The 23222-nt window shown below is 40.5% G+C and carries 20 protein-coding genes; 16 read left to right on the top strand and 4 right to left on the bottom strand.

Annotated features, from left to right (window positions below):
- The first annotated feature begins 147 nt into the window (after window positions 1-147).
- Window positions 148-2550 (top strand): family 43 glycosylhydrolase, encoded by a 2403-nt coding sequence (locus BLR54_RS05740; RefSeq protein WP_090417979.1) that lies wholly within the window; start codon window positions 148-150, stop codon window positions 2548-2550.
- Between the two features lie 147 nt (window positions 2551-2697).
- Here BLR54_RS05740 and BLR54_RS05735 read toward each other — a convergent pair whose 3' ends face one another.
- Complete coding sequence (locus BLR54_RS05735; RefSeq protein WP_090417976.1) at window positions 2698-3387, bottom strand: hypothetical protein; 690 nt, start codon at window positions 3385-3387, stop codon at window positions 2698-2700.
- Between the two features lie 205 nt (window positions 3388-3592).
- On the opposite strand from BLR54_RS05735, the gene ispE reads away from it, so the two are divergent.
- The 10 genes from ispE to sdaAA all read left to right on the top strand — a co-directional run bounded on the left by ispE (window position 3593) and on the right by sdaAA (window position 11765).
- The gene (ispE, locus tag BLR54_RS05730) at window positions 3593-4468 is read left to right on the top strand and encodes a 4-(cytidine 5'-diphospho)-2-C-methyl-D-erythritol kinase (protein ID WP_090417973.1); all 876 of its coding nucleotides are present in this window, start codon (window positions 3593-3595) and stop codon (window positions 4466-4468) included.
- A gap of 17 nt (window positions 4469-4485) precedes the next feature.
- The gene (locus tag BLR54_RS05725) at window positions 4486-5160 is read left to right on the top strand and encodes a GntR family transcriptional regulator (protein ID WP_090417970.1); all 675 of its coding nucleotides are present in this window, start codon (window positions 4486-4488) and stop codon (window positions 5158-5160) included.
- Between the two features lie 10 nt (window positions 5161-5170).
- On the top strand, window positions 5171-5581 hold the full coding sequence (locus BLR54_RS05720) for a YwiB family protein (RefSeq protein ID WP_090417967.1): 411 nt from the start codon (window positions 5171-5173) through the stop codon (window positions 5579-5581).
- Between the two features lie 848 nt (window positions 5582-6429).
- On the top strand, window positions 6430-7290 hold the full coding sequence (locus BLR54_RS05715) for a Rossmann-like and DUF2520 domain-containing protein (protein ID WP_090417964.1): 861 nt from the start codon (window positions 6430-6432) through the stop codon (window positions 7288-7290).
- Window positions 7290-8174 carry a 3-methyl-2-oxobutanoate hydroxymethyltransferase gene (gene panB, locus BLR54_RS05710; RefSeq protein ID WP_090417961.1) on the top strand — a complete coding sequence of 295 codons (885 nt, stop codon included), beginning with the start codon at window positions 7290-7292 and terminating at the stop codon, window positions 8172-8174. Before BLR54_RS05715 ends, panB begins: the two co-directional genes overlap by 1 nt.
- A gap of 12 nt (window positions 8175-8186) precedes the next feature.
- Window positions 8187-9032, top strand: a complete 846-nt coding sequence (gene panC / locus BLR54_RS05705; RefSeq protein WP_090417958.1) for a pantoate--beta-alanine ligase — start codon at window positions 8187-8189, stop codon at window positions 9030-9032.
- Between the two features lie 15 nt (window positions 9033-9047).
- Window positions 9048-9446: an aspartate 1-decarboxylase gene (gene panD, locus BLR54_RS05700; protein ID WP_090417956.1), complete on the top strand. Its 399-nt coding sequence runs from the start codon at window positions 9048-9050 to the stop codon at window positions 9444-9446.
- Window positions 9447-9584: 138 nt separating this feature from the next.
- On the top strand, window positions 9585-10076 hold the full coding sequence (locus tag BLR54_RS05695) for a hypothetical protein (protein WP_090417953.1): 492 nt from the start codon (window positions 9585-9587) through the stop codon (window positions 10074-10076).
- A 159-nt stretch (window positions 10077-10235) separates the two neighbouring features.
- Entirely contained in the window at window positions 10236-10895 is a 660-nt protein-coding gene (gene sdaAB / locus BLR54_RS05690) for an L-serine ammonia-lyase, iron-sulfur-dependent subunit beta (RefSeq protein WP_090417951.1), read from the top strand.
- A 9-nt stretch (window positions 10896-10904) separates the two neighbouring features.
- Window positions 10905-11765, top strand: a complete 861-nt coding sequence (sdaAA, locus tag BLR54_RS05685) for an L-serine ammonia-lyase, iron-sulfur-dependent, subunit alpha (RefSeq protein ID WP_090417948.1) — start codon at window positions 10905-10907, stop codon at window positions 11763-11765.
- A 70-nt stretch (window positions 11766-11835) separates the two neighbouring features.
- On the opposite strand, the gene BLR54_RS05680 is transcribed toward sdaAA, so the two are convergent.
- A complete protein-coding gene (locus BLR54_RS05680; RefSeq protein ID WP_090417945.1) occupies window positions 11836-12891 on the bottom strand; it encodes a LacI family DNA-binding transcriptional regulator in 1056 nt (351 codons plus the stop codon).
- Window positions 12892-13133: 242 nt separating this feature from the next.
- Between BLR54_RS05680 and BLR54_RS05675 the strand changes: the two genes are divergently transcribed.
- The 4 genes from BLR54_RS05675 to BLR54_RS05660 all read left to right on the top strand — a co-directional run bounded on the left by BLR54_RS05675 (window position 13134) and on the right by BLR54_RS05660 (window position 19465).
- A complete protein-coding gene (locus BLR54_RS05675; RefSeq protein WP_090417943.1) occupies window positions 13134-14618 on the top strand; it encodes a glycoside hydrolase family 32 protein in 1485 nt (494 codons plus the stop codon).
- Window positions 14619-14757: 139 nt separating this feature from the next.
- Window positions 14758-16587 (top strand): type I pullulanase, encoded by a 1830-nt coding sequence (pulA, locus tag BLR54_RS05670; protein ID WP_176761860.1) that lies wholly within the window; start codon window positions 14758-14760, stop codon window positions 16585-16587.
- Window positions 16588-16832: 245 nt separating this feature from the next.
- Window positions 16833-18155, top strand: coding sequence for a replication-associated recombination protein A (locus tag BLR54_RS05665; RefSeq protein ID WP_090417936.1), 1323 nt, complete (start codon window positions 16833-16835; stop codon window positions 18153-18155).
- Between the two features lie 20 nt (window positions 18156-18175).
- Window positions 18176-19465 carry an aspartate aminotransferase type Ic gene (locus BLR54_RS05660; RefSeq protein ID WP_090417934.1) on the top strand — a complete coding sequence of 430 codons (1290 nt, stop codon included), beginning with the start codon at window positions 18176-18178 and terminating at the stop codon, window positions 19463-19465.
- Between the two features lie 45 nt (window positions 19466-19510).
- On the opposite strand, the gene nagA is transcribed toward BLR54_RS05660, so the two are convergent.
- Window positions 19511-20617, bottom strand: a complete 1107-nt coding sequence (gene nagA, locus BLR54_RS05655; protein WP_090417931.1) for an N-acetylglucosamine-6-phosphate deacetylase — start codon at window positions 20615-20617, stop codon at window positions 19511-19513.
- Window positions 20614-21378: a glucosamine-6-phosphate deaminase gene (gene nagB, locus BLR54_RS05650; protein ID WP_090417928.1), complete on the bottom strand. Its 765-nt coding sequence runs from the start codon at window positions 21376-21378 to the stop codon at window positions 20614-20616. Before nagB ends, nagA begins: the two co-directional genes overlap by 4 nt.
- A gap of 183 nt (window positions 21379-21561) precedes the next feature.
- On the opposite strand from nagB, the gene nagE reads away from it, so the two are divergent.
- Window positions 21562-23001 carry an N-acetylglucosamine-specific PTS transporter subunit IIBC gene (gene nagE / locus BLR54_RS05645; RefSeq protein WP_176761859.1) on the top strand — a complete coding sequence of 480 codons (1440 nt, stop codon included), beginning with the start codon at window positions 21562-21564 and terminating at the stop codon, window positions 22999-23001.
- Window positions 23002-23222 lie beyond the last annotated feature (221 nt).

The following is a 23222-nucleotide window of genomic DNA, read 5'->3' as shown; positions in this document are numbered from 1 at the left end:
AAAAAAACTATAAACAAAAATAATACTTCATCCCTCAAGTAAACTATAAAAGAGTGTCAAATGCGGTTTTGCCACTCTTTTATTTTAGCTAGAGAGCTACAAAACTGGACTCTGTTTTTAAAGAACACAAAACATGTGAGGATAATCATGAATAAATACATAAAGAAATTTTTTGGCCTTGCATTAACAGGTGCTATGCTTTTTAGTCTTAGCGTTGATGCAAAGGCAGCTTCTGTTATTAACGGAAGCTATGTAAAGGGGGACAATGAGAACAACCCTATAGTAACCCAGAGCTATGGAGCAGATCCTGGTGTTATGGTTTACAATGATACAGTTTATGTTTACACCACAAATGACACACAGGAATTTGCTGGTAACAACAAAAACACTTATGCAAAGATTAATCAGTTAAATTGCTATTCTTCAAAGGATATGGTTAACTGGACAGACCATGGTGCTTTCAACATTGCAGGAAGAAATGGTGCTGCAAAGTGGGCAAGCAACTCATGGGCTCCAACAGTATGTTGGAAGAGAATCAACGGCAAGGATAAGTTCTTCTTATACTTTGCAAACAATGCAAGCTCAATCGGCGTTCTTACAGCAGATAGCCCAACAGGTCCATGGCGTGACCCAGTTGGACATGCTTTCATTACAAAGTCTACACCAAACTGTAACGTTGAATGGCTTTTCGATCCAGCTGTTTTAGTAGATAGCGACGGAACAGGATACCTTTACTTCGGTGGTGGTGTTCCAGCAGGAAGAGATGCACATCCACAGACAGCACGTGTTATCAGACTTGGCAACGATATGACAAGTACAGTTGGCCAGGCAGCTATGATTGATGCTCCATATCTTTTCGAGGATTCAGGTATCAACAAGATTGGTAACACTTATTACTATTCATACTGTTCAAACTGGAACTGCAGAAATGGATTTAGAAATGCAACTATCCAGGTTATGACAAGTAAGAACCCTATGGGACCATTCACTCACCAGGGTGAAATCATGGCAAACCCAGGTTCTTCATTTAGAGGTTCAGATGGTAACAACCATCACCAGATTTTCGAGTTCAAGGGCAACTACTATATGGCATACCATACTCACACAGTAGAGTCACAGGTAGTTCGTCAGAACTTAGGTTATAGAACAACTCATATTGATAGAGTTAACGTATCAAACGGAAGAATCAGCACAGTTAACCAGACACTTTCTGGTGTGCCAATGAATCCTTCTGTTGATCCATATTCATGGGTACAGGCAGAGACAATGTTCACTCAGGCAGGAATCACTTGCAAGGGTAACGGAGACGGCTCAGCATGGGTATCTGATATCAGCAACGGTGATTTCACAAAGGTTAAGGGCGTTAAGTTCTCAAAGGGCGCAAACGCTATTACAGCAACTGTACAGAGTAGCGGAAACGGAAGCATTGAAGTAAGAGAAGGTAACCAGTCTGGAAAGCTTCTTGGAACTATCAATATTTCAAACACAAACGGTTCTTTCAAGGACTTTACAGGAAACATCAGCTCAATTTCTGGAACAAAGGATATTTGCTTTGTATTCCGTGGAACATTTGCATTCGATCGTTGGAAGGCAGGCGAGGGAAGCGGTAGCTCACAGGAGCCAGCTCCACAGCCACAGCCAACAGAGGGTAACGTAAATAAAAACTCAACAGCAACTATTGCAGATGGTTGGTACTACCTTAAGAACACAAACTCTCAGAGATACCTTACTGTTGAAGGTGACAGCGCAAAGGCTGCAACAAATGTAATCATCAGCAAGGGTACAGGTGTACAGGGCCAGAAGTGGTATGTTGAAAATAAGGGTAATGGTTACATCACTCTTAAGTCAGGCCTTGGTAATTTCATGCTTGACGTAGCAAACGGCAAGGATGAGGATGGTGCAAATCTTCAGATTTACACAGCTTATGGTCACGATGCACAGCAGTTCATCGTAAAGAATACAAAGAACAGCGGTGTATATACAATCGGTACAAAGAGCTCTTCAGAGACAAAGTACATCGATGTATACAACCACGGTAAGACAGATGGTACAAATGTATGCCAGTGGTCATTCTATGGTAATCCAAACCAGGAATGGATTTTTGAGCCTGTAAATGGTGGTTCTAAGAATGCTACAAAGCAGGAGAGCCAGCCAAAGCAGGAAACAAAGCAGGAAGTTAAGCCAGAAACACAGCCTAAGCAGGAGCAGCCTAAGGAGGAGCCAAAGCAGGAGACTCAGCCTAAGGAAGAGCAGACAAAGGCCAGCGGTCTTGAGGTTAGCCAGTCAATCAGCAGCTGGGGTAGCGGCTATAATGTAAGCCTTAAGCTTACAAACAACACTGGTAATTCAGTGAACGGTTGGACACTTAAGCTTAAGAAGAGCGAAGTTAAAATCGATTCTAGCTGGAATATGAGTGTTAAAACCGAAGGTGATTATTATGTAATCACACCTGTAGAATGGAACAAGACAATAGCTGATGGTCAGTCTATTGAAGTTGGTTTCCAGGGAAGTGGCAGCATTGGAAAGACTATCTATACAGAGGTTAAGTAACTATTAATTATTTCAATTACAATTTCAATTTCTGTTTTACACATTAATAAAACCAAAACAAAAAAGCACCCAGCCCGTTTATTGAAAACAGGTTGGGTGCAATCTATATAGGTTGCTGACTTACTTGTCAGCAATATTCAAGGAGTCTTATCCTTCTGATTTTGCAGCAGCTTCAGCTTTTTCTGAAGCTTCTGTGTTATCAGCTTTGCCACCGTTTTTCCAAGTCTCGAATTTTTTAACAACTGCATCATAGGTCTGAGAAGAAATTTCAGGAAGCTTCTTTCCCCATGTACCAGTTGCCTGCTCATAGCCCTTCTTGAAGGCTGCTAAAAGTTCGTCGGCTTTTTCAGGATCATCTCCAGAAAGTGCTTTTGCAAATTCAAGGATACGATCAGAGGTTTTCTCAACGCCCCAGTATCCATCTTCGGAGATATCTTCTTTTGCTTTTGCAATAGTGTCAGGATCAGCTGTGAATTTTCCTTCTGCAAGGAATTTCCACATATCATCTTGAGAAGCTATAGCAAAGGTGCTTCCTTGACCAGCGATGGTCTTCTGAACGATTTCAAGAAGATTGTTCATCATTTTTTCCTGGTCAGCCTTAAGCTGCTGAATTAGAGCTGTGCGATCTGCCTTCGAATACTTGTCAGATTTTACAGCTGTATCTTCAGTAGATTTTTCATACACAGCAGCAGTATCTGAGAATTTAGAAGCCTTATCCTTGTCATAGGCAACTGCCCCAGTATCAGCTGCTTCCTTTTTAGGCTCTTCAGTTTCTGTTGGTTTGGTATAGGTGGTTGAAATGTTAGAAGTAACATTTCCAAGAGTATTAATATCCATATAAAAACCTCCTTGTTCTGTGGCTAAATTACTAAACCAGATGGAAATCCTTTTCCTATTCTTTTTATCGGAAACTTGTTGAGAATAATTTACCTTTAAGATTGTATTTATTTTAATACAAAATCCTTGTAAATGTGTGGTTACTTTGTTAAAATTTTATATAGATTGAATACAAAGTACAAGAAAGTGCAATAGTGAATTAGATATGGATAAAATTGATGTAAAAGCATTAGCAAAAATTAACATAGGCCTTGATGTTACAGGCATTAGAGAGGACGGATATCACGAGGTCCGCATGATTATGCAGACTGTCAATCTTTTCGACAAGCTTACTGTTGAAAAGGTGAAGGATGGTACAGTTTCTATGAGTACCAATCTTAAGTTCCTTCCAGTAGATGATGATAATCTTTGTATAAAGGCTGCAAAGCTTCTTATTGAAGAATTTGGAATAAAAGAGGGAGTGCATATTTCCTTGGAAAAGCACATCCCGGTCGCTGCAGGTATGGCCGGTGGCTCTACAGATGGTGCAGCAGTTCTGTTTGCAGTGAATAAACTGTTTAATCTAGGTTTATCAAGAAATGATTTAATGACTCGTGGCGTTAAGCTTGGAGCAGACGTGCCATATTGTGTTATGCGTGGCACAGCCTTAGCTGAGGGTATTGGAGAGGTATTAAGCCCTCTTCCACCAATGATTAAATGCCCGGTCTTAATTGCAAAACCAGGTATTTCGGTATCCACTAAGCAGGTGTACGAGTCTTTGGATGCATGCTTTGATAATGTAAAGCATCCAGACATCGACCAGCTTATTAAAGATATTACAGCCCAGGATTTAAAGGCTGTTTGTGGTCATATGGGTAATGTATTAGAGGAGGTTACCATTCCTATGCATCCAATCATTGCTGATATCAAGCAGAACATGATGGATAATGGGGCAGTCGGTGCCATGATGAGTGGTAGTGGCCCAACTGTATTTGGATTTTTTGAAGATAATAAGACAGCTCGCGCTGCAAAGGAGGCTTTAACTCAAAGCGGTATGGTTAAGCAGCTTTATCTTACTACTTTGTTTAACAACAAAAACTAGCGGAAAAGGAGAACGTAATGACCGAAAATCTTACACTACAGATGGACGATTATTTGCCACTTCGAGACGTGGTGTTCAACACGCTTCGAGAGGCAATACTTAAGGGGGAATTAAAACCAGGGGAGAGACTTATGGAGATGCACCTAGCAAATAAGCTTGGTGTTAGCCGTACTCCAATCAGAGAGGCAATCAGAATGTTAGAGCAGGAAGGGCTTGCTGTAACTATTCCTCGCAAGGGAGCCCAGGTTGCAAAGATGACAGAAAAGGACTTACAGGATGTGCTTGAGGTACGAGATGCTCTTGATGCCCTTGCTGTCAGCTGTGCATGTGAGCGTATGACAGATGCTCAATTTGTAGAGCTTAAGGAAGCCATGAAGGCTTTTGAAGCTGCCACAAGAACAGACGATGTTAGAAGTATTGTAGAGGCTGATGAGGCCTTCCATGATGTGATTTATGCAGCAGCTGCAAACCCAAAGCTTGAAAACATTATAAACTCTGCTCGTGAGCAGATGTATCGTTACAGATATGAATATGTAAAGAATCCTTCAGTGTACTCTCAGCTTATTGAGGAGCACAAAACTATTATCGACGGCTTCGACAGAAGAGATGTTGACTTCCTTAAAAACATTATTCACACACATCTTTCTAATCAAATCAATGCTGTGCGTGAAGTCATCAGAGAACAAAAATAAAGGATAAAATATGGCAGGACAAAAATGTGTGATTTATCTTCGCTCAACACAAAAGATGGGCGGAGAACAGGAATCTACCGAAGAACAATACGCTGGGGTTCTTATGGATCGTGAAGACAAAAGATATATCTCCTACAAACGTGTTACAGAGGATGGAGATATAGATTGTCTCATTTCCTTCGACAGAAGGAGTCTTTCCATGTCCCAGAAGGGAGCTCTTCGTTCAAAGCTCGAGCTCTTCCCAGGTAAAAAGACTGTAAATGCCTACAGCACTCCTGTAGGAACCCTGGACCTGGAGGTGTTCACCAAACGCTACGATGTGATGCAGCAAAGCACATCCATCAAAATCCTCATCGATTACGATATCTTAGCAGGCGGCGAACCAATCAAAACCTCCATGGAAATTGACGTAGCATACTAAAAAAATAACTTCTTGTGGGCTTACCGTAAAGCAGCCCACAGGAAGTCATTTTTACTATTCACAGTCTTCTTATAATATAACAGCTGAAGGAACCTCCTACTATGTAGGTATAGGTGAATTTGAGCAAAAATAATAGATTCTCTTAATGCTGCAAATGTAGCTTTTAGTGGGTGTCCTTTCATTGGTTTTGCACTTTGGAGCTACTGTATGTATAGCTCAGACACTTGTAAGTATAAATAATGCTTCCCCCTCAGGGTATATAACTATCAGTTGCTTCCATACTCCATTTGCTAAGTAAAATTAAAAAAGCAGGTTTTGAATGTATAGTCACCGTGGCACATTCAACATCGTGTCTCAAGTGACCACTGCAGCCGCCGTCCTAGCGGCTGCTGCCTATACATGCAAAACCTGCTTTTTATTTTACTAAGCGCATTTCAAATTCCAGCAACTGATAGTTATATACCCTGAGGGGGAGCATTACCGAAAATAGAGTGTGTCTGAGCAATACATACAGTAGCTCCAAAGTGCAAAGAATTGAAAGAACGCCCACAATAAGAAAAGCTACATGCGGCATTTAGAGAATCATTATTTTGTGATTGAACCTATACCTACATAGTAGGAGGTTACTTCAGGTTTAGAGTTCATATAGACTGTGAATAGTAAAAAGACTTATGTAGTTGGGAGGTCTTTACATAGTGCCTCACAAATGGTATAGTGTCCCTCGGATGGTATTCGAAAGAAACTATACCCTTATGATTTCTAAGTTTAAAATTGTAGACCCGTTGGAGTGCTTGTATCATTTTTGAACGAGACTGTGTCACCTTGCTAATTAAAGGGAGGTGGTGTCCATGAAGGTTGGATTTGTAGGCGCTGGTAAAGTAGGCTGTTCCCTTGGAATGCTTTTTGCCACTACCCAGCACAATCTTGTAGGCTTTTATAGTCGCACATCTTCGTCCGCCGCTGAGGCAGCGGATTTTACCAAATCAAAACATTTTTCAAATTTAGAGACATTAATTAAAGAATGTGATGCAGTGTTTATTACTGTTCCCGATGATGCAATTTCAGTGGTGTGGGAGCAGCTTAAGCATATGTCTATAGCTGGAAAAATGATATGTCATTGCAGCGGTTCTTTATCTTCAGAAATCTTTAAAGGTATTGATGAAACTGGCGCGTTCGGTTTCTCGGTCCATCCATTACTGGCTGTATCAGATAGATACAAATCATACCAGGAACTTCCAAAATCGCTTTTTACAATCGAAGGAGAAAAAGGTCACATTAGTGATATCAAGGCTTTACTTGAAGCCAGTGGTTTGAAGTACACAGTGATTAATGCTGATGTGAAAACACGTTACCACGGTGCAGCAGTACTTTGTTCAAATCTTGTAGTTGCTCTTATTCAGGCAGCGGAGGATGAACTTCGTATATGCGGATTCTCAGAGGAGCAATTAAGTGATGCAATAGCGCCTTTATTGCTAGGCAATGTGAATAAGGTTTTAGCTGTGGGTACGGAAAATGCATTGACTGGTCCAATAGAGCGAAATGATGTTGGAACAGTGCAAAAGCATTTAAATACCTTTGATGGAATTGATAGAGACATTTATCAAGTTCTTTCAAGGAAAACTGTTGAGATTGCAAAGAGAAAGAATTCTAACAGAGATTACAGTGATTTGGAAGCTTTATTAAACACCCAGGAGGACTTAGAAGAATAATGAAAAACACAGTTACTACTCTTCAGCAGATGAAGAGAGACGGAGAAAAAATCAGCATGCTTACTTGTTATGATTACTCAACAGCATGCCTTATGGAGGAAGCAGGAATCAATGCTATTTTGATTGGTGATTCCCTTGGAATGACTATGATGGGCTACAGCGATACACTTCCTGTTACAGTGGATGATATTATTCATCACTGTGCAAGTGTTTCAAGAGGCCTTAAGGATACATTTCTTGTGGCAGATATGCCATTTATGTCTTATCAGACATCAGTTTATGATGCAGTTAAAAATGCAGGACGTCTTATTAAGGAAGGCCATGCACAGGCTGTTAAATTAGAGGGAGGAGCTTCTGTTTGTGAGCAGATTAGCGCTATCGTAAATGCGGATATTCCAGTTGTTGCACACATCGGTCTTACACCTCAGTCAATTAATGCTTTTGGTGGCTTTAAGGTGCAGGGAAAGAACGTTGAGCGTGCTCTTCAGATTCTTGAGGATGCAAAGGCTGTAGAAGCAGCAGGGGCATTCATGGTTACTTTAGAGTGTGTTCCAGAAGAGCTTGCAACACTTATTTCTCAGGAGCTTACAATTCCTACAATCGGTATTGGTGCAGGTTCAGGCTGTGACGGACAGGTGCTTGTATATCAGGATATGCTTGGTATGTTCTCAGGCTTCAAGCCAAAGTTCGTAAAGCACTTTGCAAATATTGGAGAAGAAATGAAGCGTGCCTTCAAGGAGTATGATTCAGAGGTTAAGTCTAAGGCATTCCCAACAGAAGAGCACAATTTCAAGATCGATTCAGAGGTTATGGAGGCTGTTCGTGAAGCCGCTAAAACTACAGAATTCAAGGTTACTATTGATGATTCAAAGGTAATGTTATAAAGGGAGATAATCATGATTAAAGCTACAACAATCAAAGAAGTGAAGGATAATGTTAGGGAATGGAAGAAGGCAGGACTTACAATTGGTCTTGTACCAACAATGGGGTATTTACATGAGGGACATGCCAGTCTTATAAAGCGTGCACGTGGGGAGTGCGACAAAGTAATAGTTTCCGATTTTGTAAATCCTATTCAGTTTGGACCAAAGGAGGATCTAGCTACATATCCAAGAGACTTCGAGGCTGACTGTGAATTATGCGAAGGTCTTGGAACAGATTTGATTTTCCATCCAGAACCATCTGAAATGTATCTTGATGGTTTCCATTCATATGTAGGGGTGGATACTTTATCACAGGAGCTTTGCGGCAAGAGCCGTCCAATTCACTTTAATGGTGTTTGTACTGTAGTCAGCAAGCTTTTCAATATTACAGAGGCAGATAAGGCTTATTTCGGACAGAAGGATGCGCAGCAGCTTGCAATTGTAAAGCGCATGGTTCGTGACTTAAACTTCAACATCGAGATAGTTGGCTGCCCAATCATTCGTGAGGAAAGCGGTCTTGCGAAGAGCTCACGTAATACATATCTTTCAGAGGAAGAGAGAGCAAAGGCTCTCATCATTCACCAGGCACTTACAAAGGGAGAGGAAATGGTTCGTTCTGGCGAGAAGGATGCAACTAAGGTAATCAATACAGTTACAGACATTATTGAGTCTGAGCCTCTTGCAAGAGTGGATTACGTAGAAATCGTTGACTGGAATGAGCTCCAGAAGGTAGACAAGATTGATGGACCTATCCTTACAGCTGTTGCTGTGTACTTTGGAGAAAAGGTTAGATTAATTGATAACTTTATTGTTGAATAGGAAGGACGTAATATTATGAATTTAACAATGCTTAAGGGTAAAATACACAGAGCAACAGTAACACAGGCAGAGCTTGATTATGTAGGAAGCATCACCATCGATGAGGATCTTCTTGATGCAGCAGGCATCTTAGAATATGAGATGGTTCAGATTGTGGATGTGGAAAACGGAAATCGTTTTGAGACATACACTATTGCAGGTGAACGAGGAAGCGGAGTAATCTGTCTCAACGGTGCAGCAGCCCGCTGTGTATCAGTAAACGACCATGTTATAATCATGTGCTACTGCACTGTGGATGTCGATGAAGCAAAAGGCCACAAACCAAAGGTTGTGTTCGTGGACGACAACAACAAAGCCTCACGTATCACCAACTACGAAAAGCATGGTAAGCTCGGCACGGACAAGGAAAGCTGAATAAGGATGTGAGTTGCAAAATAGATTCTTCTAGTGTATTATCTTGAGTAGTACGGTGGTAAGCATATAATTAATAGCTTGCGGGGATTATGACAAATCAATGTAACTCCACCTTATGTTTTACGAAGGAGAAATACAATGAGAAAAAAAATAATGACTTTACTTGTTGCAGCGATGGTAATAGGTGCTGTAGGCTGTGGTGTCAAGGAAGAACCAGTAGATGAAATCCTTGAGTCGGATAACTCTACCGAGATTTCTGAGGAAGTGGAGACAGTCACTAGCTCGACAGATTCATCTTCATTAAGTGGAACATGGCAGTCTATTTCAATGACAGGTGAAGATAAGGCATATCCTGCTGAATATTATGTTCAATTTACTGACTCAGAAATTAATTATGGTTCAATGACCGATGATGGGAAATTTGAAGTAGATCACTCTGATAAGATTGATTCCATGGAAGAAGTATCTACGGGAATTTACCGAGTTAAGGCTGAATCTGCAAAAGGTATACAATATATCTACCAAACCAGCGAAGAAGATCCTAGTGTTATGGAGTATTATGGCACATGGTCAGAGGATGAATTTGCAGATACATATAGCGGTGGAGCGTCATTGACAAAATGTGATTAATCTTTGAGTTGTTATAGTTCATACACTATGAAGTGGACCATTTTTTATGAATGGTCTACTTTTTTGTTTGTAGATTAATTATCAGAGTGGATGGTTGACAGTATAATACTGTGATGTAGAATTAATCTATGTTATTAATTCATATATCAGGAGAAACAAATGAATTTATTTGATATTATTGGGCCTGTTATGGTTGGCCCTTCCAGCTCCCATACAGCTGGTGCAGCGAAAATTGGCAACGTATGCTACAAGCTTATGGGTGAGAAAATAAAGAAGGCAGAGATATATTTGCATGGTTCCTTTGCAAAGACAGGTAAAGGCCATGGTACAGATAAAGCTTTGGTTGCAGGTCTTGTGGGGCTGGAAGTCGATGATATTAGAATTCCAGAGAGCTTTGAGATTGCAAAAGAGCAGGGCTTGGATTTTACCATAAGTGCTATTGATTTGGGTGATGCTCATCCAAACTCTGCAAAGATAATTATGACTGGTGCCAGCGGAGCTGTTGTTGAGGTTGTGGCGGCATCCCTTGGTGGAGGAAGAATAGAAGTGTGCCATCTTGATGGGGTGGATGTTTCTTTCTCAGGTGAGAGTCCAACCCTTATAGTTCATAATGTGGATCAGCCGGGCTATATTACCGAGGTTACAAGCCTTCTTGGAAAGCAGGGCATTAATATTGCGACTATGCAGCTTCATAGAAAAAATCGTGGTGGAGAGGCAGTAATGGTAATTGAGTGTGATGATGAGGTTCCGGTGGAGACGAGACAGGAACTTGAAAGACAGGAAGGCATTATGAAAGTCTCATATTATTCACCAAGATAGAGGTATGTTATGTTTGATTCTATAGAAGAAATATATTTGAAGGAGCAGGAGACTGGAACTCCTTTTTGGGAAATAGTCCAGGAGGATGATTGCAGAGAGCGTGCAGTATCTAAGGAAGAATCCTTCGAAACAATGAAAAAAATGTATATAGCTATGAAGGAGTCGGCTTTAAACTATGATTCGCATATACGAAGTAATAGTGGTCTGGTAGGTGGCGAAGCAGGTCTTCTCAGAAAGTATTTAGATGAGGGCCAGCCACTTGTGGGAGAGTTCGCAGGACGAGTTATGGAGCTTGCCCTTAGAGTAGCAGAAGGTAATGCATGTATGAAGCGAATTGTTGCTGCTCCAACAGCAGGCTCTTGTGGTGTGGTTCCAGCAGTGTTTATTGCTACTCAGGAAAAGCTTGGACTTTCTGATGACAAGATGACAGAAGCTTTGTATGTGGCAGCAGGAGTGGGTGCTGTGATTGCAAAGCGTGCATCCCTTGCAGGAGCAGAAGGAGGCTGTCAGGCAGAGATTGGTTCAGCTAGCTCAATGGCGGCGGCAGGCCTTGTATATCTTAAAGGCGGTAATGGAAAGCAGAGTGCTAATGCTGCAGCTTTGGCTCTTAAGAACCTTCTTGGACTTGCTTGTGACCCTGTAGCAGGACTTGTGGAGGTGCCTTGCGTGAAGCGAAATGTATGTGGTGCTATGAATGCAGTTACATCAGCGGAGCTCACAATGGCGGGCATTGAAAGCAGAATTCCAGCGGACGAAGTGTTTGACGCTATGAGTGCCATCGGAAAGAGCATGAATCCAGATATCAAAGAAACAGGTAATGGTGGAGTTGCTGCTACACCTACTGGTGTGAGAATTAAAGAATCCATCTAGAGTAGGTTTAATTGTATAAAATGATAATAGTAGACCCTCATCAAAATATTAGATGAGGGTCATTTATTTGCTATTTAATAGCTGTAGACTCGCGGATAATCAAATCGGTCTCAGCATAAAGTGTTCTGTAATTTAAATCAGGTTGATTGATTCTTGATATTAAAAGCTGTGCTGCCGAGAAACCAAGAATCTGTGAGTGGATGTGGCAGGTGGTAAGTGCAGGTGTAATAAAACGAGACTCCGGCGAATCATCAAAGCCACATATTAGCACATCATCAGGGCAGCTCTTATTCATTTTTTTTAGACCTTGTAATAAATCTATAGCAACAAAATCGTTGGCGCAAATAAACAGTTCTGGTAGTTCTTTCATTTTAGATAAGGCCTTAAATAAGTGTTCTGGGTACTCTGGGCCGTGAGCATGCACCTGAGTCAAATTATAATCTTCATTTATGGATAAACCGCAGAGGTACATGGCATCTCTAAATGCAGCATATCTTTCAAAGAAGGAACGACAATGATTCATCTCTCCCACGAAACCAATCTTAGTAATGCCTTGGAGCTTTAGCTTAGCTATAATCTCAAAGATACAATTTGTGTTGTTCATAAGAAGCATATCAACATCTAAGCCCTTCGCAAAGGACTCTATTGGCCCATCTGCCATAAGCATTGGAATACCCAGCGCTGTCAGCATCTTGCAATATTCATAGTCAAAGAGCTCTACACATAGGATTCCCTTTGTGTTATCAGGAATAAAGGTGACGGGAAGCTCTTTCTTGCTACGGTTTTCATCTGAAATTCTGTGGATGGTCATGGTGTAACCTAAAGAGGATATTTCCATCTGAAATTTATCTAACATGGTGGTGGCAAAATGAGAACCATCTACCACACCACCTAGCATAACTGCAATTTCACCAGCTTTTTTTGAAGAATATTGTCCCATAAGTGCAGAGTTTGGCATTGATGCAATGTAAGAAAATTGCTTATAACCCATTTCTACTGCTTTCTTCAAAACCTTTTCTCTAGTTGAATCAGCAAGGACACCAGTGTTATTAATAGCCTTTGAAACGGTATTTCTAGATAATCCAAGAGCATCTGCAATGTCTTGGATTGTAACTTTATCTGACATTTATAAACCCCTTAAAAGTATCATTATTATTTGATTGTATTATAAAAGACCAAAAATAATGTGTCAAATGTAAAAAAATCATAGGGTATACAGTGTAAAATATAATAAAAATTGTGCAAATGTAAATTTGTATTGACGAAGATGGTATATGTAAGTATACTAGCTATAATAAAGTGCATATGTGAAATAACTACATTCATTAATTTTACATTTGCACAAATTTAGAGGGGTTAGGTGTGATTATGATTACAGAAAAGTTGGCTATGGCACGTCAATATGAAAAAGAATCAACAGAGCAGGGAAAGGTGACGGACCGTCCAGCTTTTCATGCTACAGGAACAGTAGGTTGGATTAACGATCCAAATGGTTTTTCAATTTATAAAGGTGAATATCATCTTTTTTACCAGTATTATCCTTATGATAATCACTGGGGACCTATGCACTGGGGTCATTCTAAGACTTCGGATTTTATAAAGTGGGATTTATTGCCATGCGCAATTGCTCCTGATAGTGATGAAGACGCAGAGGGATGCTTCTCTGGAAGTGCCATTGAAACACCTGATGGAAAGCACCTGCTTGTTTATACAGGTATTACAAAGGCTGGTGTCGTAAATGGTCAGGAAAAGTGCTATCAGCAGCAGTGTGTTGCCATTGGAGATGGAGTTGACTACGAAAAGGTGGATTGCAATCCTGTAATTCCGAAGGAACTGATTCCAGAGGGCAATAATAAATATGAATTTAGAGATCCAAAGATTCTTTACCGTGATGGCAAGTACTATACAATCGCCGTAAATATGGATGGAGAAGATTGTGGTAACGTTCTTGTCTTTGAAAGTGAAGATATGCTTCATTGGGATTTTTTGAAGCAGTTGGATGAGAGTAAATGGGAAGTAGGTCGTGTATGGGAGTGTCCTGATTATTTTGCTCTTGGTGATAGCCAGGTACTCATCGTCAGCCCTCAGGAGACAGAGGGTGATGGATATGAAATTTTGCCTGGTTTTAACAACTTTTTCTTGGTTGGAAAGGAAACTGCACCATTTGAATTCAATAGAAACAAGATTCAACCAATAGATTTTGGCACAGATTTTTATGCTGCTCAGACCCTTGAGTCGAAGGATGGCAGACGCATCATGATTGCTTGGATGCAAAACTGGGAAACCAAGGATTATGGCAATGATAACCATGGATTCTTTGGTATGATGACTCTGCCTAGAGAGCTTTGGGATGTTGGTGGATACGTGTATCAACAACCTGTAAAAGAGCTGGAAACTTATTATAACAATCAGATTGCTTATTCAGATGTTAGAATTTCTGAGGAAATGTCTCTTGATGGTGTCTATGGTAGAGTTTTAGACATGAAAATTGATCTTAAACCAGAGCAAGGAAATGAGGATTATATATTCAAAATCTGTGTTGCTAAGGATGAAAAGCATCAGACCTTTATCGAGCTTGATGCCAGAAAGGGAATTTGTAAATTAGATAGAAGTGGAAGCGGATATAAAATATCTGCTCTTTCTACAAGAGAATTTCCAGTGGATTTTGAAAATGGAAAGATTGATTTGAGAGTTGTTCTTGATCGTTGGAGTATGGAACTTTTCTTTAATGGTGGTAAGTATGCTGCATCAATGAAGATAGATACTGAAGTCAGTGCAGATGCTATTACTTTCCAGAGTGATAAATTGGTCAAGATGAATCTTAGAAAGTATGACTTTGTAGATATATTATAAAAGTCACGAATGAGTCTAAAAGCAAAGTGTAGTATTACAATTTAATAAAATAGAAAAAATGTAAAAGTAGTTACGCGAATAACCTATTGCATTCATCTCACTTTTAAGCTAAAAATAAACATTAGTGATGGAGGTGTGTATGAAAAAAGAATTTGGAGCAATATACGGTGAATCGGTGACTACTTTTTCTCTTTGGTCACCAACAGTTAATGAGGCTTTTGTAAATCTTTATTCTACGGGGGATTATTGGAAGAAGGACTTGATTAAGTCTCTTCCTATGAAATCAGAAGAGGATGGTGTATGGTCCCTTGAGGTAGAAGAAAATCTTGCGGGAGTCTACTATACATATACAGTTGTAATAAATGGTAAGTCTATAGAGGCTTGCGACCCATACGCAAAGGCTGTTGGCGTCAACGGACAGCGCGCTATGGTTATTGATTTAGCTTCCACAAATCCAGAAGGCTGGAGCCAGGACAAAAATCCTCATGCAGGAGATAGAATTACAGATGCGGTGGTATATGAGTTGCATGTTAGAGATTTCTCTATAGATGAATCAGGAAATATACCTGACAAAGGAAGATATACTGCCTTTTGTCATACAGGTACAAAAACAGACAAGGGGAATCCTACAGGAATTGATTATATAAAAGACCTTGGGGTTACTCACGTTCAGCTTATGCCAATATATGATTATGGCTCAGTGGATGAAAGGGATGACACTGACAGTCAGTATAACTGGGGATACGACCCTGTAAACTATAATGTGCCAGAGGGCTCTTACTCCTCTAATCCTTATGATGGAGCAGTTAGAGTAAGAGAAGCAAAGGAGATGATTAAGGCTCTTCACGATGCTGGTTTATCAGTTGTAATGGATGTGGTTTACAACCATGTTTATTCTGGGGATGATTTTTGCTTTAACAAGTTAACATCTGGATATTTCTCTAGAATTAACTCCAAGGGAGTTTATTCCAATGGTTCAGAGTGTGGCAATGATACAGCCTCAGAGCGTCCGATGGTAAGAAAGTTTATAGTGGATTCTGTTTGCTACTGGGCAGATGAATATCACATTGATGGTTTTAGATTTGATTTGGTGGGACTTCTTGATGTGGATACAATCAATGAGATTGTAAGCGAGGTGCATAAAAATCATCCAGACGTAATCTTTTATGGTGAAGGCTGGACTATGTCTACAGAGGTAACAAAAAAGAATGTTACCCTTGCGACCCAGGAAGCGGCGGGACTTACACCAGGTTTTGGATACTTCAATGACAATATGCGAGACGGCCTTAAGGGTAGTGTATTTGAAAAGGATGAAATTGGCTGGGCTACTGGCGCCAAGAAGATGGAAAAGCAGATGGCAAATTCCTTTATGGCAAAGGAGCCTTGGAGTTGCAATCCATCTCAGATAGTTCAGTATACCTCATGCCATGATAACAACACTCTTATAGATAGAATTGCTATATCCAGACCTGATGTAGACAGAAAGACACTTATTAAAATGAACAATCTTTGTGCTGCCTTCTATATGCTTGCAGCAGGAATGCCATTGATGCAGGCAGGAGAGGAGATGCTTCGAAGTAAAGTAAAGGAGGATGGTAGCTTTGAGTCAAACAGCTACAAATCCTCAGATGCAGTCAATGCAATTAAATGGTCCAATGTAGATAAGGAAGAGTATAGAAGGAATATTGAATATTATAAGAAATTAATCGCATTCAGAAAAAAACACGGTCTTCTTCGCTTGGAAAGTGGTGAAGAGGTTTCAAAAAATGTGAAGCCATTAAAGAATCTTCCCAAAAATGTATTAGCCTTCCATTTTGAAAACAAGGATGGAGAGGTTGTAATTGATGATGCCAAGGAAATCTACATAGCCTTTAATCCAAATGCCACTTCAGTGAATATTTCATTACCTGAGGAAGAGGATAGCCTTTTTGTACCACCAATATCTGCTGAAATCCTTGTTAATTCATAGGAAAAGGTTCTTGTGAACTTTTTATATAAGAAGCAGTATATGAGGATTGATTTTGTGTACTACGGACAAATGTCCGCCATAGACAAATTTTTTATTGTAATCTGAAAAAAACTATAGTATAGTATCAAAAGTGATTACTTTAGCAAGCTAAAGTGAAAGCTTTTTGATACTATTTTTATTTTAAAGAACGAACGTTTGTGCTATAATGTTTGTGCTAATAATTCGGAGAAATAGGAAGGTATCACATGGATCTATTCGATTACATGAGACAGGAAGCAAAGAAAAAAGAGTCACCTCTTGCAGCGCGCCTTCGTCCTACCACTCTTGATGAGGTGGTTGGGCAGCAGCACATTATCGGTAAGGACAAGCTCCTATATCGTGCCATAAAGGCAGATAAGCTTTCTTCTATTATATTTTATGGGCCACCTGGTACAGGCAAGACCACTCTTGCTCAGGTTATTGCTCATACCACATCAGCGGAATTTACATCTATAAATGCCACCACATCGGGAAAGAAGGACATGGAGGCCGTGGTGGAAGCCGCTAAGCAAACGCTCGGGGCTTACGGCAAAAAGACTATCTTGTTTATAGATGAGATTCATAGATTCAACAAGGGACAGCAGGATTACCTGCTTCCATTTGTTGAAGATGGTACAATCATTTTGATTGGTGCCACCACAGAAAACCCTTATTTTGAGGTTAATGGAGCTCTTCTTTCAAGGTCTATCATTTTTGAGCTGAAGCCACTTGAGGCATCAGACATAAAGACTTTGATTATGCGCGCACTTACTGATAAGGAAAAGGGCCTTGGCAGCTACGAGGCAATCATTGATGATGAAGCTCTCGATTTCCTTGCTGATATAGCAAATGGAGATGCCAGAAGCGCTCTTACAGCTATCGAGCTTGGTGTGCTCACAACAGACAGAGCTGAAGATGGAAAAATACATATTACAATAGATGTGGCCAGTGAATGTATTCAGCGTCGTGTTATAAAATACGACAAAGATGGCGATAATCATTATGACACCATCTCTGCATTTATTAAGAGTATGAGAGGCTCGGATCCAGATGCAGCAGTTTACTATTTAGCCAGAATGCTTTATGCTGGGGAGGATCCAAAGTTCATCGCCAGACGTATTTGCATCTGTGCTTCAGAGGATGTTGGAAATGCAGATCCTATGGCACTGGTTGTTGCAACAAATGCATTCCTTGCAGTGGAGCGAATCGGTATGCCGGAGTCGCGAATTATCCTTTCCCATGCAGCCACATACGTAGCTTGCGCACCAAAGTCAAATTCGGCCTACGGAGCCATAGATTTGGCCTTGGCTGAGGTGAAAAACAACACCACGCGACAAATACCAACTCACCTGCAGGATGCCCACTACAAATCAGCTGGAAAGCTGGGCCACGGCATCGGCTACGAATATGCTCACGATTTTCCAAATCATTTTTCACATCAAAGATACCTACCTGAAGGTTTGGAAATCGGAGATTTCTATCGCCCAGGAAATCTAGGCTATGAACAAGTTATCAATGAGTACTTAGATAAGGTACGTAATGATAAATAAACAAAAGGAAGGTTTACCCAATGAAAAAGTACAGCGAAATGTCACTAGATGAATTAGCAGCAGAGAAGGAGCTTCTTACCAGCCAGTACAAGCAATGGCAGGCAAAGGGCCTTAAGCTGGATATGAGCCGAGGAAAGCCATCTGTAGAGCAGCTTGATCTTTCTATGCCACTTTTCGATATTCTCGATGGAAAGTCACTTATGAAGTGCATGAATGGTGTAGAGACAAGAAACTACGGACAGCTTGAGGGTATCGTTGAGGCACAGCATCTTTTTGCAGAGATTATGGACTGCCAGCCAGAGCAGGTAATTGTTGGCGGAAACTCATCACTTAATATGATGTTTGATGCAGTTGCTCGCGGTTATATGTTTGGTTTCGATGGCTGCACACCATGGTGCAAGCTTGAACGTGTTAAGTGGCTTTGTCCAGTTCCAGGTTACGACAGACATTTCGCAATTACACAGCACTTCGGATTTGAGATGATTAATGTCCCAATGAAGGAAGATGGTCCTGATATGGATGTTATCGAAGGACTTGTGGCTGCAGATGACACCATCAAGGGTATCTGGTGTGTTCCAAAGTATTCTAATCCTCAGGGTATTGTATATTCTGATGAGGTTGTTCGCCGTATGGCAAATCTTAAGCCAGCAGCAAAGGACTTCAGAGTATTCTGGGATAATGCTTATGCTGTACATCATTTATATAAAGAAAAGAGCAAGATTTTAAATATCCTTCACGAGTGTGAGGAAGCAGACAATCCAAATCTTGTATTTGAGTTTGCTTCTACATCAAAGATTACTTTCGCAGGTGGTGGTATCGCCGCTATTGCATGTAATCACAAGAATCGTGAGGAGATTAAGAAGACACTTACAGTTCAGACAATTGGTTTCGACAAGATTAACATGCTTCGTCACGCAAGATATTTTGCAGATGTTGAGCCTATTAGCAAACACATGGAAAAGCATGCTAAGATTCTTCGTCCTAAGTTTGAACTTGTTATTAAGACAATGGAAAGAGATTTGGCTGAGCCAGGATGTGGTAGCTGGATTTCACCAAAGGGTGGATACTTCATCACCTTTGATGCTCCTAGGGGAACAGCTACTCGTATCGTAGATTTAGCAGCTGAAGCAGGTGTTAAGCTTACACCAGCAGGTGCTCCATTCCCATATCACATGGACCCTAACGATTCTATCATTCGTTTTGCGCCATCTCTTCCTCCAATCGAAGAGCTTGAGCAGGCAGCAAACATCTTTACAGTATGTGCTAGAATCGCATACCTTGAGAAGCTTATTAATGCAAAGTCAGAATAAGAATGAAATATTAAATCCAGGTCTAGATGGCCTGGATTTTTTCATCTAAATTACTTGTATTAAGTTGAATTTTTCATCTAAGAGCAACACATCTGCTTTTGAACCAACTTCAAGACATCCTATTTCTGGGTACAGTCCAATACTTTTGGCTGGGGTTGTCGTGGCAGATTTTATGGCATCTTCAGCCGGTATTCCAAATTCTATGGCGCACTTCATGCCCTCAAAAAGATTGGTGGCTGAACCGGCGATGGTGCCATCCTCTAGTGTTGCAAGATTTCCCTTTTTAATCACGTGCTGTTTTCCAAGTTCATAATCACCATCAGGCATTCCGGTAGCTTCCATAGAGTCACTAATAATGGCAACTCTGTCACATCCAAATAGCTTAAAAATTGTACGAATCATGGCAGGATGAATATGTATGCCGTCGCAAATTAATTCCACAATAACATTTTCATTTTCAATAGCTGCCCCAAAGACACCAGGCTCTCTGTGGTTGAAAGGTGGCATGCCATTGCAAAGATGGGTGACATGATTGGCTCCAGCCTTGAAAGCTATGTCAGCTTGATCAAAGGTAGCAGCTGTGTGACCAACAGAAATTGCAACTTTATCTTTACAAGCTTCAATAAATTCAAGTGCTCCATCTTCTTCTGGAGCTAAGGTAACAAGCTTGATTAATCTCCCAGTGGCATCGTTGCATTCATCAAAAAATGTGGCATCTGGTTTGTGTATGTACTTTCCATTCTGAGCACCTTTCTTCGCATCAGAAATAAAAGGTCCCTCCATGTTTATTCCAACTATAGATGCCAATTCAGCGTCAGGTGAAATCTCTTTGGCCGATTTAAAAATATCGAGTAACATCTCTTTAGAAAGCGTCATAGAAGTAGGGCAGTAGCTAGTAACTCCTACAGACTTTTCATATCGAAGAATTTCCTTTAAGCCCTCAGCAGAGGCGTCACAAAAATCATGTCCAACAGCTCCATGAGAGTGAATGTCCACAAGTCCAGGTATCACATACTTTCCGGATGCATCAATTATCTTTCCGTCCAAGGATGCTTTTGCAACATCATCAGTGATTTTTCCATCATATATAAGAAGGTCCTCTTCAACAAAACCTTTATCATCTCTAAATATTTTTCCGTTCTTTATTATCACTTGATAAGACCTCCTGATGTAATTTCGTGTTCCTTTAATATTAGCGCTAGTGCTGCTTCATCTGCAACCACGGTAACATTATTGTGAAGCTGAAGGATTGAGCCTGGAACGTTTGGAGTGATTGGTCCATAGAAGGAATCATACATTGCTTGGGCTTTAGCCTCTCCAGAGGCAATCAAAAGAATGCTCTTTGCTTGCATAATATTTTTTATTCCCATGGTATATGCGTACCTTGGAACCTCATCTCTTGAGGCAAAGAATCTGGCGTTTGCATCTATTGTATTATCAGTGAGAGTGACACAGTGAGTTTCTTTATTGAAATTGTTGCCAGGTTCGTTAAAGCCAATGTGCCCATTTCCACCAATACCAAGCAGCTGTAAATCAATACCACCTAATTGATGAATGACATTGTCGTAGCGCATGCATTCTTTTACAGAATCATCCTCAAGTCCATTCGGAATATTTATATTTACTGCAGGTATGTTTACGGAATCAAACAGATTGGTATGCATATAGTATGCGTAGCTTTGTGGATTGTCTGCGGCTAATCCCTTATATTCATCCAGATTTACAGTTCGTATTTCCGAAAAATCCAAATCTCCTTTATTGTACCACTCAATCAGTTGCTTGTAGGTGCCGATGGGAGATTCACCTGTGGCTAGCCCTAAAACTGCATCGGGCTTCATAATGATTTGAGCTGAGATGATATTAGCAGCTTTTCTGCTAAGATCGTTGTAATCCTTTGCTTTGTAAACTCGCATAGTTGGCACCTCCCAGATTTATTTGTTTAGAACTAGTTTAAATTTAACATAACAACTGAGGTTTATTCTTTAGTTATGAACATAAGTTGCAAATTAATCATAAATTAAATAGTGAGAATATTCTAAAAATAAAGCTGTAATGTTATAATTATCTTATCATTTATTAGAAGGGGGAAAAAGATTATGATGAAGTATTTGCAAAAAATTGGTAAATCCTTGATGCTTCCAGTAGCTGTACTTCCGGCAGCAGGTATTCTGTACGGAATTGGTTATTGGATGGACCCATCTGGGTGGGGCGCAAACAGCATGATTGCAGCCTTCTTAATTAAGGCGGCATCAGCTATTATCGACCAGATTCCTATTTTGTTTGCTGTAGGTGTTGCAGTTGGTATGGCTAAGGATCATGATGGAACAAGTGCCTTATCTGGTATCGTTTCGTTCCTTATGATTACAACACTTCTTAGTGCAGATGCGGTTGCAATGTATCGAGGTGTTGATCCTTCTGAAGTTCCAGCGGCTTTTGGAAAGATTAGCAATGCCTTTATTGGTATCTTAGCAGGTATTATCGGTTCCACCTGCTACAATCGTTTCAGAAATACCCAGCTTCCAGACTGGCTGGCCTTCTTTAGTGGTAAACGATGCGTTGCCATTGTCACTGCCATTATTTCTTGTGCAGTTTCTGCGGTTCTTTATTTCATATGGCCTGCAATCTTCGCAGCATTAGTTGCCTTTGGTATGGCAATTGTAAATATTGGACCTGTAGGTACAGGTATCTATGTCATGCTTAACAGAGCTCTTATTCCTCTAGGTTTGCATCATGCGTTGAATGCAGTATTCTGGTTTGATACTGCAGGCATTAATGACCTTGGCCTTTTCTGGTCAGGTGCAGACGGTGCTGTAAAGGGCGTAACTGGACAGTACATGACAGGCTTCTTCCCTGTAATGATGTTCGGTCTTCCAGCAGGTGCTCTTGCAATGTACCATACAGCCAAGGACTCAAAGAAGAAGGTAGTTTATTCACTTATGGTAGCAGGCGCAATCGCATCCTTCTTTACAGGTATTACAGAGCCGCTTGAGTTTTCATTCATGTTTATGGCACCAGGTCTTTACTTGGTACATGCTATTCTTTCTGGTATTGTTGCCGCTGTTTGTAGCGTTCTTCCATTTAGACTTGGCTTCAACTTCTCGGCAGGATTGGTAGACTGGGTTCTGAGCTTTAAGGCACCTATGGCAGTGAAACCTTGGCTTTTAATTCCAATCGGTATTGTTGTTGGTGTTGTATATTATGTGGTTTTCAGATTCGTAATTACGAAGTTTGATCTTAAGACTCCTGGCCGTGAGGATGACGAGATAGAGGATGAAAATGTTGAGCTAGGAAATGTTGATTTTGCAATTATGGCAAGCACAATCCTTGAGGGATTAGGTGGAAAGGAAAACATTAAAGAATACGATTACTGTGCTACACGAGTTCGTGTAGAGGTTGAGGACTATACCAAGGTGGATGAAAAGAAGATTAAGTCGACAGGAATTCCTGGAGTTATTCGTCCATCAAAGACTACCGTTCAGGTTGTGGTAGGACCAAAAGTTCAGTTTGTATATGATGAGATTAAAAAACTAATGTAATTGATTTCACATGGGCCCAGCTTAGTCTGGGTCCTTTATTTTGGATTTAATTATCTTTGTGAAATGTGAACAAATTGTGAGCTTTGTAATTTGTAGATAACGTAAAAAATGCTTTTAGGCTATTTACAAGTGGACGAATTACCGTTAAAGTATTCCCATAAACAAAACAAGTTCGGATTGTTACTGCAAGGCAGGCAAGACTGAATCGCCCTTTATCCGCT

This window comes from Pseudobutyrivibrio sp. YE44, assembly GCF_900104335.1.
Lineage (GTDB): Bacteria > Bacillota > Clostridia > Lachnospirales > Lachnospiraceae > Pseudobutyrivibrio.
Note: the sequence above shows the minus strand (reverse complement) of the source record. Positions and strands in the feature narration are given on the sequence as shown.